Source organism: Acinetobacter sp. SAAs474 (genome assembly GCF_032823475.1).
GTDB lineage: Bacteria > Pseudomonadota > Gammaproteobacteria > Pseudomonadales > Moraxellaceae > Acinetobacter.
In genome coordinates, this window is the sequence record NZ_CP127915.1 from 2,607,590 (window position 1) to 2,622,592 (window position 15,003).

5 protein-coding genes are annotated in these 15,003 nt (G+C 39.0%); all 5 read right to left on the reverse strand.

Annotation, left to right across the window (positions count from 1 at the left end; genetic code table 11):
• Positions 1-29: 29 nt before the first annotated feature.
• On the reverse strand, positions 30-2,489 hold the full coding sequence (locus QSG86_RS13200; RefSeq protein WP_317031925.1) for a YadA-like family protein: 2,460 nt from the start codon (positions 2,487-2,489) through the stop codon (positions 30-32).
• A gap of 1,024 nt (positions 2,490-3,513) precedes the next feature.
• Positions 3,514-10,281: an ESPR-type extended signal peptide-containing protein gene (locus tag QSG86_RS13205; protein ID WP_317031926.1), complete on the reverse strand. Its 6,768-nt coding sequence runs from the start codon at positions 10,279-10,281 to the stop codon at positions 3,514-3,516.
• Between the two features lie 565 nt (positions 10,282-10,846).
• Positions 10,847-11,878, reverse strand: a complete 1,032-nt coding sequence (locus tag QSG86_RS13210) for an enoyl-CoA hydratase/isomerase family protein (protein ID WP_317031927.1) — start codon at positions 11,876-11,878, stop codon at positions 10,847-10,849.
• 201 nt (positions 11,879-12,079) lie between these two features.
• Positions 12,080-13,207 (reverse strand): acyl-CoA dehydrogenase family protein, encoded by a 1,128-nt coding sequence (locus tag QSG86_RS13215; protein ID WP_317031928.1) that lies wholly within the window; start codon positions 13,205-13,207, stop codon positions 12,080-12,082.
• An 83-nt stretch (positions 13,208-13,290) separates the two neighbouring features.
• Entirely contained in the window at positions 13,291-14,946 is a 1,656-nt protein-coding gene (locus QSG86_RS13220; RefSeq protein ID WP_317031929.1) for an AMP-binding protein, read from the reverse strand.
• Positions 14,947-15,003: the final 57 nt, after the last annotated feature.

Sequence of the window (15,003 nt, forward strand, 5' to 3'; positions counted from 1 at the left end):
TTTAGTTTTGATACAAAAACAATGTCGTCTCATTTCCATTGCATACCAATAGAAGCACCACCTCCCCAATGCCCTTGACTATCTGTAGTGCTGGCAAATTTCCAAATATAATTCACCGAATTACGACCAATTTTTTTATCTTCTGTCATACCCGATGCGCCCATAGATACCCCCATTTGTCCCTGCCATACTCCTGTACCTGCTGCCAACATTGCACTACCTTTTTCAACAGGTTGTGGCAATGATGCAATCGCGATGGCAGAAGCGATGGCAGCTTTGCTATTTTTTTCCACTTCATTAATATATTGATGCGCTGATCTAACGACATGATTCATTTGATCAGCTAAGTGCTTTACTTTGTGATTTAATCGGGCATCTTCATCATTTAATGCAGCAATCGCATCACCGATATTATTGACACTACGTTGATGATCACCATAACCAAGCTGATAATGTGGCGCAGTCGCGACACCATTTTCAAATTTAGCCCCACCCCCCAAAGCATTGGCCATGACTTCATAGCTGATATTTAACTGGTTAGCTGTTACCACATCGCTAGAACCTTTGGCGATATTACCATCGGCAACGCCTGTGACCAATCGATTACCGTCAGTACCTGACATTATAATTTTTTGTCCTCCGGTGCTACTGGCCACCCGTATATCAGTAGTATTTTTATCTTGCGTGATTACGCCAATACCACCATGATTTAAATCTGCTTTAAGTATCTTAATATCATCGCGATTGATATTAATTTGCTTTTGTAACTGATCACCAAGCGTAAAAACTTGTCCCCCGTTAATGGCATCTTTTGAATCTAGCGCAATTTTACCGTCTGCCACATTGCTCAACTGTGTACCTTGCTGACCCGCAAAATTAATCAATTGATGATTCATCTCACCCGTTGCCGTTTGATCATAGTGTACTGTCCGATTTTCAACCTGTTGAATCTGATTTTTAACTTGATCAAGATCAATTTTCACACCTTCAAGATGGTGATGTTTAAGCTGTAATTGAGCATTTAAATCTTGCCGTACACTGGCCAGTTGCCCCCCGTTGACGGCATCTTTTGAATCTAGTGCAATTTTACCGTCTGCCACATTGCTCAACTGTGTACCTTGCTGACCTGCAAAAGTAATCAGTTGATGATTCATCTCACCCGTTGCCGTTTTATCATAGTGTACTGCCCGATTTTCAACCTGTTGAATCTGATTTTTAACTTGATCAAGATCAATTTTCACACCTTCAAGATGGTGATGTTTAAGCTGTAATTGAGCATTTAAATCTTGCCGTACACTGGCCAGTTGCCCCCCGTTGACAGCATCTTTTGAATCTAGTGCAATTTTACCGTCTGCCACATTGCTCAACTGTGTACCTTGCTGACCTGCAAAAGTAATCAGTTGATGATTCATCTCACCCGTTGCCGTTTTATCATAGTGTACTGCCCGATTTTCAACCTGTTGGATCTGGTTTTTAACTTGCTCAAGGTCAATTTTTACACCTTCAAGATGGTGATGTTTAAGCTGTAATTGAGCATTTAATTCTTGTTGTATTTTGGCTAACTGCCCTCCATTGACAGCATCTTTTGAATCAATCTGAATGAGACCATCCATGAGTTGTGTAATTTTTTGATTACCCGCATTAATCCCTGAAATGAGTACACTTGGACCCTGATTAAGATGTAATCCTGTGTGATCTAATTGACTTTCGCCTGTAGTTAAACGATGAAATGACGGTGTATCTGATATATTAATTCTATAATTTGTCGCACCATGTGCTGTTAATTCAGCTTTAACCATTAAATTTGAACTTACACTTGTCACATGAGCAACTGCTGCTTGAATCGCATCTGTAATATTCAACTGCGTATGGTCACGAATATTAGATTGCCAACTTAATCCTCCATTTTTGTCGATGGTTGCACTTTGTCCCAAGTTTTTTTGTGTGCTATCAATCACAGCTTTTATTTGCCTTACTGTTACAGCATCATGGTCATGATAACCATCCGCAATATTGATTAAACGTCGAGTTGCATAAGGATCATCTTTTCCTGAACCAAATGACACCACGGAATTCACTGCTTTATTTTGAGTTAACCATGCTGGATGTTTAACGACGTCTTTTACTGTGGAACGATATCCTATAGCAATACTCCCTGCAGCATTCACTTGAGTATTTTTACCTAAAGCCACTGCATAATCGACTTGATGTCCTTTATATCCTGCATTTGAATTATGACCAATCGCAATTGATCCAATACCATTCACTTCTGCACCCGACATAATCGCCAAGGCATCACTTCCTTTAGTTTTTGCTGGATTTCTAATATTATCGCCGATTGCAATTGAGCCACCGTGACTTAACTCAACCCATGCCGCTTTTTTTTGATTCTGTTTTTCTATAATAGATTGATCAACATTTTGCTGTTCTCCTTCAATTCCAGCAGGCGTAATGGTCATATTGGCATTGACTGTTGTGATGTGAATCAAACAACTTATTGAAAATATAACTATCATCCAATTCAAAATTCCAATATAAAATATATGAAACTGAAATCTTCTAAAAAAATTACGATAACAAATAATAAATTGTTTTAATATTTGATGACTATATTGCTTTATTTTTTTAATTTGTCTTTTTTCTCGAATAATGAACAAAATACACTCCCAAAATAAAAAAGATCTGATGAGATTAATCCGTAAGTTTTATGATAATAATTAAAATTATAAATAGATTAAAATCATATCATTAATAATATTTTATGGTTTTTTACAACTTATTTATTATAATTGCTGGATATTATTATATTTTTTATTCTAAAATTTTAAATCACTAGATCAAATAAGATATTTTCTATATAATATCTTTTAAGGTTTAAAATAGAGTTCAATATAGCAGCATAAAGTTGTATATGATAAAAACCATATTTTGCTCAATTTCAATCATTAAGTTATTGTTTTTAAATCTATTAAATTAGATATTTTTCATATATTTACCTAAAAAATAACAAGATTTAATTTGGATTTCAAATCAGTCTTTTTCTTTAAAATGATGAAATAATGGTATTTTTTAAGTTTCTTTTAACTTAACATTAAGGGTGATTAGATTAGTCAATAGATTTATCATTCTTAAAATAGTGAACTAAATAAAAAGTTAAAGAGATTTTTTATTAAAACAGTATGCAGACCATTTTTAAAATATAGATATATGTATATTTTTACTCAACATATAAATTTTTTCCATAATGACATCATGCCAAATCAATGACCTCATATAAGTAATAAATATAATTAAATGTTAATTGATATAAAATCTCCGCTGTTCAAATCACTAAAATATATAAATATGCGTCATCATTTCTAACAAAATCTGATAATCGTATATATTTTTAAGATAAAATCAGTAAACTCCATCATTAAAAATTTCTATCACTATAATTTGGTCACATAAAATCATAGCAATAAAAAAAGGAAAATACGTATATTTTCCTTTTTATCAACAGGATAGATTTTTTTAATCAATAACACCACTCACGCCAACACGGAATGCTGGGGAACCATCTGAACCTGCGGCAACCCCAACATGACCAGACCATCGACCATTTTCTGCTGTTCGGCGCAAAGAAACACCAATCGCATTACCATTTCGATAATTAGCAGCTCCCACCGCATAGGTAAACTTACCCGGTACATAGGCTGGTGCTTCCATAGAAAGTGCCGCAGCAATCCCCGTATTGGCTCTTTTCTCTACATCATCAATACGTTTATTGGTGGCTTGAAAAGCATTATTGACTTGTTGCCCCAAAGTATCGACTTTCTGATCTAAACGACTATTTTGCTCGTTTAATGCTTGAATAGCATCACCGACATTATTAACACTACTCTGATTACGACCATAACCCACATTATAGTGTGGTGCAGTCGCGATACCATTTTCAAATTTAGCTCCACCACCCAAAGCTTTAGCCATGGCTTCATAGCTCATATTGAGTTGATTCCCCGTCACCACATCACTAGAACCTTTGGCGACCTTACCATCCGCCACACCTGTCACGACCCGATTGCCCTCAGTACCTGACATTTCAACTTTTTTACCGCCAGTATTACTGGCAACCATAATATTAGATGTGGTTTTATCTTGGGTCACTAAACCTACGCCGATATGGTTTAAATCGGTTTTTAGGGCACTAATGTCTGCACTGTTGTTATTGATTTGCTTTTGTAAATCATCACGAATACCCACCACTTGTCTGCCATTAATGGCATCGGTTGAACTTGCAGTTAACTCACCATCAGCAACATTATGAATTTGTGTTCCTTGAGCGCCTGCCAATGTAATGGAGTTGTTATTAATACTGCCATCTTTATTTTTATCATATTGAACGGTATCAGCCATAGCACGAGTTAATTGTCCAAAAGTAGCTGCATCATCGGGAGCTGTCCCATCTGCAACATGAATAATTTTTCGACCTCCAGCATTAATCCCAAGAATATCGATTGCTTTTTGATTATTGACGAATGCGAATGTTTGATTGTTTCCTCGTGAAAATGCATCATTATCATTATTATTAAAATGAATGTTATATTGCATTGAACCATCGCTGAGTTGTTGACTATCCACCGCTAAAGAAGGATCTGTTGTAATCACTTTGGTAACCGCGGCTTTAATCGCATCAGTAATATTATTTTGTGTTCTACCTCGAATATCAGATTTCCAAGTTACATTACCATTATTTCCCATAATAGCAGCAGATCCCATCACACTTTGCATATTATTCATTGCCATAAGCAACTGTGTTGCATTAATGGCATCTGTTGAATTTTGAGCTAAACTACCTGCTGCGACATTGGTTATTTTTCCACCCGCAGCATCAATACCATTGATGGTTAGACTCGGGCCAGCAACAGTATTACTTGATACTTTAATTCCTTGGGCATTTAAGGTCATCATATTGTTATTTTTATCACTAAAACTCGTATTTTCTGCATTAAAATTGGCGATATAATCATTATTTTTTGACTTATCTTGCATTTTTAAGCTGTCAATATGTAAGTTTTTAGAGAGTTGGATGGCAAGTTGCCCTTTGGTCACATCTGCCTGTGTACTAATATTACTATCTCCATTCACTGCAATTGAGCTGCCCAAATCCTTGGTAATTTTATTGCCATCATCTGCAGTTAAAGCAAATGTTCCTCCCCCACCTTTAATATTTTTAATCAAATTTTGCACTTGCGATAGATTTGTAGCATCACCCGCATTTATAGCATCACTAAGATTGGTTATTTTTCTATTACCGGCATCAATACCGCTCGCCAATATTTTTGGACCACCGACAATGGTTAAGCCATCCTTATTTAAGCTACTTGCACCGGTAGTCACACTGTTAAAACTTGGTGTAGCTGATAGTGCCAGTGCATAGTCCGTCGAACCATCTTTGGCCACAGAAGATGAAACATTCAAATTGGCATCTTTACTGTTGACCGTCGATACTGCGGCTTGAATTGCATCGCTTACGCTACTTTCTGAAATTTGAGGATTGCCTCGAACACTTGATTTCCATACCAAGGCACCATTACTGTCTAATGTTGCATCATGACCTAGAATATTTTTGGTACTGCCGAGTGCACCCAACAGTTGTGCGCCATTAATAGCATCCATAGAATTTGCTGTTAATTGACCCGCAGCCACATTGTGGATTGTGGTGCCATTGTTGGTATCCAAGCTGATTGAGTTTTTATTGATGCTACCATCTTTATTTTTATCATAAAATACAGCAGTATTGAGTACATTACTACTCAGTGTTCCCAGTGCTGTATCAAATTGCGTTTTATTAATCGCATCACCCGCATTTACACCATCACTGAGATTGGTTATTTTTCTATTACCGGCATCAATACCGCTCGCCAATACTTTTGGACCACCGACAATGGTTAAGCCATCCTTATTTAAGCTACTTGCACCGGTAGTCACACTGTTAAAACTCGGTGTAGCTGATAGTGCCAGTGCATAATCCGTCGAACCATCTTTGGCCACAGAAGATGAAACATTCAAATTGGCATCTTTACTGTTGACCGTCGATACTGCGGCTTGAATTGCATCGCTTACGCTACTTTCTGAAATTTGAGGATTGCCTCGAACACTTGATTTCCATACCAAGGCACCATTACTGTCTAATGTTGCATCATGACCTAGAATATTTTTGGTACTGCCGAGTGCACCCAACAGTTGTGCACCATTAACGGCATCCATAGAATTTGCTGTTAATTGACCCGCAGCCACATTGTGGATTGTAGTGCCATTGTTGGTATCCAAGCTGATTGAGTTTTTATTGATGCTACCATCTTTATTTTTATCATAAAATACAGCCGTATTGAGCACATTACTACTCAGTGTTCCCAGTGCTGTATCAAATTGCGTTTTATTAATCGCATCACCCGCATTTACACCATCACTGAGATTGGTTATTTTCTTGTTGCCTGCATCAATACCACTCGCCAATACTTTTGGACCACCGACAATGGTTAAGCCATCATTATTTAAGCTGCTTGCACCTGTAGTCACATTGTTAAAACTCGGTGTAGCTGATAGTGCCAGTGCATAATCCGTCGAACCGTCTTTGGCCACAGAAGATGAAACATTCAAATTGGCATCTTTACTGTTGACCGTCGATACTGCGGCTTGAATTGCATCGCTTACGCTACTTTCTGAAATTTTAGGATTGCCTCGAACATTTGATTTCCATATCAAGGTGCCATTACTGTCTAATGTTGTATTATTGCCTAAAATATTTTTGGTACTGCCGAGTGCACCCAACAGTTGTGCACCATTAACGGCATCCATAGAATTTGCTGTTAATTGACCCGCAGCCACATTGTGGATTGTAGTGCCATTACTTGCATCCAAGCTGATTGCATTTTTATTGATGCTACCATCTTTATTTTTATCATATTGTAGCGATTCCGCACTCACATCATCTAATTGCTGTTTATTTACTGCATCAGTAGGATTTGTTCCAGCACGAAGATTGGTAATTTTTCGACCGCCAGCACTGATCAATACTTGTGAATTATCTGCTAATGCTAATCCCTGACTATTATTATTAAAACGAACGTCATATTGCATTGAACCATCGCTTAGTTGTTTACTATCTACCTCTAAAGAAGGGTCTGTTGACACCACTTGTGCAACAGCGGCTTGAATCGCCTCAGTAACATTGCTCTGTTTTTCACCCCGAATATTAGACGTCCAAGTTAAATGACCATTATTCCCCATAATAGCAGCAGGCCCCAGCATACTCTGCATATTATCCATCGCACTCAGCAGTTGAGTTGCATTAATGGCATCCGTTGAATTTTTAGCCAAACTCCCTGCTGCAACATTGGTTATTTTTTCACCAGCAGCATCAATACCATTGATGGTTAAACTCGGGCCAGTAGTGGAGGTTTTTTCATTGCTGAGTGTGATGCCCTTGGCAGTTAAATTCAGTTGATTTTGATCTGTATCTATAAAACTACCACTGCTGGCAGTCAGGTTAAATTGATTATTCTTTTTATTGCTGGTATCTAAAATATTTAAACCTAAGGTATTCATTTCTGCCACCTTACTTAAGTCGGCTGTACCCATGCTAACCGAATCAACCAGTAAATTTTTAGCAAGATTGACTTGCAGCTTATTGTCTTTGATTTCAGTCTTCAGGTTATCTCCACCTGCAACTTCAATCGACTGATTCAAATCTTTGTCAATACTCTGACCATCATCTGCGGTTAAACCAAAAGTACCTGCTTTACCTCCACCAGAGAATGAAGCCTTTTTAATTAAATCATTTACCTGAGCTAAATTCGTTGCATCATGATCTGCTGTACCTTCGGCTAAATTATGTAAAGTGGTAAAATGTGTACCATCGCCTAAGGTAATTGAAGTTTTATCTTTTTTTGTCGGATCATATTGCACCACATTAGCTGCTAAATTGGCTAAATCAGTATTTACCGTATTCAATTGTTTTTTATTTACAGCATCGCTATCTTTTACACCATCCGCAACATTACTCACCACCATGCCACCCGCACCAATCCCATCGAGGGTTAAACTCGGGCCAGTAGTAGAGGTTTTTTCATTGCTGAGTGTGATGCCCTTGGCAGTTAAATTGAGTTTATTTTTATCTTTATCGCTAAAGCTTGCTTCACCAGAATTTAAATTAAATTCATTATTTTCAACAAAATTAGTATACTGCAGCCTTGAAACATCCATGAAAGCCGACTTCAGACTCATCCCCGAAGGGTTGGCCTCATACATTCCAACACTATCAAGCGCCAGATCCCGAGTTAGATTGAGGTTAAGCACTCCATTTTGATCATCTGCCGTCGCGGTGATATTGCCATCACCATTCACTTGAATCGCTTCTCCAAGTGGTTTACGGACCGTTTTTTGATCTGTTCCTATACCTGTACTTAAAGCAAAATCTCCCCCACCAGAGAATGAAGCTTTTTTAATTAAGTCCTGCACTTGGGCTAAATTTGTTGCATCAGTTTGCGCTTGCGCTTGAGCAACATTACTCACCACCATACCGCCAGCACTGATTCCATCAAGAGTTAAACTTGGACCAGTCGTAGCAGTTTTTTCATTGCTGAGTGTGATGCCCTTGGCAGTGAAATTCAGTTTATTTTTATCTTTATCGCTAAAGCTTCCTTCACTGGTATTGAAATGAAGTTGATTATTTTGACTGGCAAACTCTAGACCGCCTTCAGTACCTAAAGTCATCATGGTCGGTATATTATTTGAATCAGTACCAAGCATGGTGATGGAATCAAGAACAAGTGCTCTGGATAAACTTAAATTAAGTTCTCCCTTATCATTATTGGCAGTAGCAGTAATATTACCATCTCCATTAATTTGAATCGCACTGTTCAGCGCTTGTTCTACCGTTTTTTTATTTGTTCCCGTTCCAGTACTTAACTTAAATTTTCCACCTAAGCCAGATGCGCTACTAATAAGTGCTTTGACTTGATCTAGGTTGGTTGCATCGGTATTCGCAACACCTTTGGCCACATTATGAATCATAGTTAAGTTTGGTGTTGTGCTGAGCGTTCCTTGCCCCCCACCCAAGGTGAGTGAGCTATAATCTGTTACCAGATTTCCTTGCACTTTTTTCAGATCGTACTGAATCATTTTTTGATTAAAAGCATTGAGTTGCTTTAGATTGACTGCATCGGTCAATGCATCTGCATCAGCAACATTGGTGATTCTTTGACTTCCAGCGCTGATCCCATTTAAGCTTAAACTCGGTGCATTGGTGATGACATTATGATTGGTTTTATCTTTAAATTGGATGCCTTGAGCCGTTAAACTCAGTGACTTATTATTGTAAGGGTCATCTCCATCGATCACCGTCACCGAATCTAGCGTAGGATCAGAAGACAAACTTAATTTATAATTGGTCTTATTATTGCTCAGCTCTGTGACAGCTGACAAAGTCAAATTCGAACCTGCCGATACCGTTGGAAGCATCCCCCATACTTTTTTGACTTGTGCAACTGTTGCCGCATCACTATCTTCTGTACCATCTGCTAAATTGATTAGACGGCGAGTTGCATAAATATCGTTAGGTTTTCCAGATCCAATTGAAACTAACGAAGTAGAGGGGATACTATTGGTCAGCCAACCGTTAGTACTAGAAACAGCACTCGCAATAGAATACTCACCTAATGCAACATCTCCAGAGCGATCGGCTATACTATATGCCCCCAAAGCAACTGCACCATTTGCACTTAATGCTGCTGCCTGTGGACTTCCGCTTCCGGATCGTGCATCTCGCCCTATGGCAATGCCATTCTCTCCTGCATTAGCACCAGATATCATGGCCAAAGAATTATTGCCCCAAGCCTGTGTGACATCATAAGGATCTGTTCCTACAGCAATTGCACCAATCGTTCCTTGTCTTCCCCCATCCGTATTTCCAGCAATTGCAAGCGGTTTATCATTAGGATCACTACACACAATTTTACCATCGTGAAAAATACCCACGGCACCATTTGAGCACATGGCTATATTTCCATTACTGCTTTCAGCCCAAACGCTGGTTCCAGCCAATAAAGATATCGATACCACTAAGCCTTTTAAGCCTTTGCCCCACAACTGTTGCGCTTGACCCTGTTGCAATAGAGTTGGTTTTTGAGAGGTTATGTTATTTTTTAAAGCTCTTTTTTGATGTGACTTGGTATTTTCCGCAACCGCAACCCAGATTCCTAAAGATACATTCCAAACCACTTTATAAATTTTGTTCATACTTCTAAACTGCCCAGTTGTCTAAATAGACCTCTTAGTGCATGCCGTACTTGTGCTTATTTTTATGCATACATCATGGCTATTGCGCTGAATGAAGGCAAAAATTTAAGCGAAAGCTTAGGCAAAAAAGGCTATTTTTTTTGTTTTTTTACGCTCAATGCTAAAGGTTGAGCCCTTAAATCCAAAACAAAAGTAACAAGGAAGGCATGTGCATATCGTTTAGATATGTTAATTAAAATTACATAGTGATATTAATAATTATTGATAATTTTTTTAATATGCTGAGTAAAAAATACAAAACAATCAATTAAAACTTAAAAAATGCAACCTAAATCACATCAAATTTTCATATGCTATCGCATTACGCTTGTAATACAAAACTTCACCAAGCTGACTATCAGTATGAAAGCGGCTAAGGCTATAAGTCAATTCAAGCAACAAGATGAATCACGATTCAACCACTGCCAAGTGTCTTACTTCGCCTTCCTTGGTCAGTTTTAAGGAAGGCGCTTTTTTATATGTTACATTATCGGTTTATACGCATGATCAGCTTGAACCTATGGATCTAAGCTGGCCATAAGGGCGCTAAAATCTGTTCAAATTGTTGATTGTCTGTTTGCCAACGCGGATTTTTGTCTTTATCGACAATCAATGCACGTACCCCCTCAATAAAATCGCCTTGATCGGCCCAAATCGCCTGTAAGTTTTGTTCCAATTGCATCGATTTTTCTAAAGATAAACTTTGCCCAACCTGTTGTAATTTTAAACTGACTTTTTTTGCCAGCATTGGGCGTTGTTGTAAAATATCCAAGACCTGTTTAGCCCATGACGCATCTTGCGTTTGACTTTGATCTGCCAAGCTTTGTTCAATTTGCTCAATGCTGGTATAGGCAAAATGCTGGTCAATCGTTGCAACTTGCTTTTGTAATTCACTGGCCGATGGATGGGTAATAAATTGCGCAATAATACGTGCAATTTCAATATAATTTAATTTTGGTGCCACACTCAGCGCCTGCTGTAAAGCAGCCAAACTTGCACTTGGAACATAATAATCAATTAAATCTAAACTCAATGCATCACTGCTGCTGATCTGAGCACCAGTTAAAGCCAAATAAACCCCAATTTCATCTAGGCGTGATAAAAAATAAGTGGCACCCACATCGGGAAAAAAACCAATCGCTGTTTCAGGCATGGCAAAACGTGACTTTTCACTACTGACGCGTATATGACAGGCTTGGGCTAAACCAAATCCTCCACCTAAAACATAGCCATCCAGTAAGGCAATCACCACTTTAGGATAATCACGTAACATGCTCAGCATGGCATATTCGCTACGGAAAAACTCAAGATATTGTTGATCACCAGCATGATAACTATCATACAGTGCGCGAATATCGCCACCTGCACAAAATGCTTTGGCACTATTGGATTGAATTAAAATCGCTTGAATTTGTGGATCATCACGCCATTGTAAAAGTTGCGCCTGAATCCCTTGTACCATTGCTAAATTTAAGGCATTTAAATGTGCACTACGATCTAAAGTGATTATACCCAAGTGCCCCTGACGCTGAATAATCAGATTATTTTCATTGTTCATGCGGTTTTCCTATTGTTGTCTATGCATGATTTTCTATGATATATCAAGTAAATAACCAATTGTGCTTGACTGTAGCCCAACATATTCCACTTGAATTTAAGCTTGATTGATCTTTTTATTCCACACAATCTTAATTCAATTGCTCAAGATATTGTGCAGATATCATCAATCGCAACATCATCACCCTATCATCATGTAAAGTTATAAACTACGTGCAATCACCAAACGTTGAATATCGCTGGTTCCTTCATAAATTTGACAAATACGTGCATCACGATAAATACGCTCTATACAGAAATCTCTTAAATAGCCATAGCCACCAAAAATTTGTAAGGCTTTAGAGCAGACCCGCTCTGCCATCTCTGAGGCAAATAGTTTGGCCATTGATGCTTCGGTTAAACAGGCTTCACCACGTTGTTTTTTTGCTGCAACAAAATGTAATAGCTGACGTGCAGCTTCTATTTCAGTCGCCATACTGGCCAAACGGAAGGCAATTGCTTGGTGTTCAAAAATAGGTTTCCCAAAAGTGGTACGTTCATGGGCATAACGTGTCGCTTCTTCCAAGGCAGCACGTGCTAGACCCACCGCCTGAGCAGCAATCCCGATTCGTCCACCTTCAAGATTGGCCAAGGCAATTTTTAATCCTTCACCCTCAGCACCTAATCTCAAGCTTTCATGAATGCGTAGATCAGTTAGTGCGATTTGACAGGTATCAGAAGCATGTAAACCCAATTTTTCCTCTACACGAATCACCTCATAACCCGGTGTCTCTCGTGGCACAATAAAAGCACTAATCCCCTTTTTACCAGCACTTGGATCTGTTACTGCAAAAACAATAATCATGCCTGCATTATGGCCAGAGGTAATAAACTGCTTGGCGCCATTGAGTATATAATGATCACCATCTTTTACTGCACGCGTTTTAATAGCAGCAGCATCAGAACCTGTATGAGGCTCTGTTAATGCAAAAGCACCAATCATCTCACCTTGTGCCAGAGGAATTAAAAACTGTTGTTTTTGCTGTTCTGTACCAAACTTTAATATGGGCATACAACACACTGAGTTATGGACACTCATAATGGTCGATGTGGCACCGTCGGCTGCTGCAATTTCCTCCAAGGCCAATACATAGGCCAATGTTCCAGTATCTGAGCCCCCCCATTGTTCGGGGATCAACATGCCCATAAAACCCAATTGCCCCATCTGGTTTAAAGTTTCTCTAGGAAAAATACCTTTTTCATCCCACTGTGCGGCAAAAGGTTTAATTTGTTGTTGTGCAAAACTCTTTGCCATATCTTGGATCAGTTGTTGTTCTTGGCTAAATTGCATGGATAGGTCCTTTTATCTATTGCTTAAATCTTAGTAGGGCTTACATTTTTACTGAGATTAATATAAGCAGCCTACAGGGTGTGTCATACACCCTGATTTTGTTGCTTATTCACTTCTTGATTGCGCAGTAAAAAACGTTGAATTTTGCCACTCGGTGTTTTGGGTAATTCAGTGACAAACTCAATTAAACGCGGATAGGCATGTGCAGATAAACGCTTTTTAACAAATTGTCCCAAAGTTTCAGCCAGTTCTGTGGTCGCAGTCACCCCCTGTGCTAAAATCACAAAAGCTTTAATGATTTCAGTACGCTCAGGATCTGGAACGCCCACCACCGCCGCTTCAATCACGGTATCATGTTCTAATAAGGCACTCTCAACATCAAATGGTCCGACTCGATAACCCGAAGTGGTAATCACATCATCGCTACGCCCGACAAAACTCATACTGCCATCCGCATGAATCTCGGCAGTATCTCCGGTTAAATAATAATGTTTAACAAAGGGAGATTTTCGGCTTTCTTCATAACCTAAAAACCACATCATCGGTGATTGCTGAATATCAACTGCTAAAATCCCAGGCGTATCGGCAGGTAATTCTTCACCCTGTTCATTCAATACCGCAATGCGATAACCCGGACTGGCAAATCCGGCAGCACCCGAACGTATTGCATGGCTTAATGCATGATGATTACACACCACCATCCCCACTTCAGTTTGACCATAATGATCATAGATCGGGGCCTGTAAAACTTGATCAAACCAGCGAATTACCTCGGGATTTAACGGCTCACCTGCACTACTCACCACACGTAATTGACCACGAAGCTCTGCCATTTGTGACGGTTCAGCCGCCATCATCATGCGATAAGCTGTAGGTGCGCCAGCTAAATTGTTAATATCATATGCTTTAACAATCTCACAGACACTTTGTGCATTAAAACCACCTTCATAAAATAAGGTCGCATGGCCTAATAATAGTGGTCCTGTAATCGCATAATATAAACCATAAGCCCAACCTGGATCGGCAATATTCCAAAACCGGTCTTCTGCTCGTAAACCAATAGCGTGCTGCATATATGCACCAAATGCAATCAGTGCCTTAAGCGGAACTTTTAATGGTTTTGCAGGTCCCGTCGTACCCGAGGTAAACATCAATAAAAACGGATCATCAATGCTGAGCATCACTGCAGGATAATGCGAATCTTGTCCCTGAAGAACCTTCCAAAAACTCAAATCATCTGGATAACGTGCGGCTTCAGTGTCCACATTGACTGTCACAATTGTAGGACAGCCACTCATTTCTGATAATTTATCGCGATTGGCTAAATCAGTCACGACCAGTTTACTCTGAGCAAGTTGAATCCGATGTTCAATTGCTTTTGGGCCAAAAGCAGTAAATAGAGGCTGATAGACTGCACCAATACGCCAAGCTGCCAAAATCGTAATGATTAATTCAACTGTTCGTGGCAATAGTCCTGAAATACGATCACCACGACCAATGCCTTGTGATGTTAGAAAATGAGCAAATTGAGCTGAATATTGTTGTAATTGCTGAAAGGTATATTGTGCTTTAGCACCCTCCTTTCCCTGCCAATATAAGGCAATGGCATCAGGATTGGCATCAGCATGACGATCACAGCATTCATAGCAGGCATTTAATGCATGAATTGATCCAGATAAAAGTTGATTGGCGACTTGATTAAAATCAAAATCTTGTTTTATGTTTTCATAACTTAACATGGCTAAACCTCAGTCTAAATTTATCGTTATTCGCGACAAGGTATTGGGTTTTGTTGC

Bases quoted from the DNA above. Each gene is read 5' to 3' on its own strand.
- QSG86_RS13210 (WP_317031927.1), bottom strand. From the start codon at position 11,878: ATGAACAATGAAAATAATCTGATTATTCAGCGTCAGGGGCACTTGGGT.
- QSG86_RS13220 (WP_317031929.1), bottom strand. From the start codon at position 14,946: ATGTTAAGTTATGAAAACATAAAACAAGATTTTGATTTTAATCAAGTC.
- QSG86_RS13215 (WP_317031928.1), bottom strand. From the start codon at position 13,207: ATGCAATTTAGCCAAGAACAACAACTGATCCAAGATATGGCAAAGAGT.
- QSG86_RS13205 (WP_317031926.1), bottom strand. From the start codon at position 10,281: ATGAACAAAATTTATAAAGTGGTTTGGAATGTATCTTTAGGAATCTGG.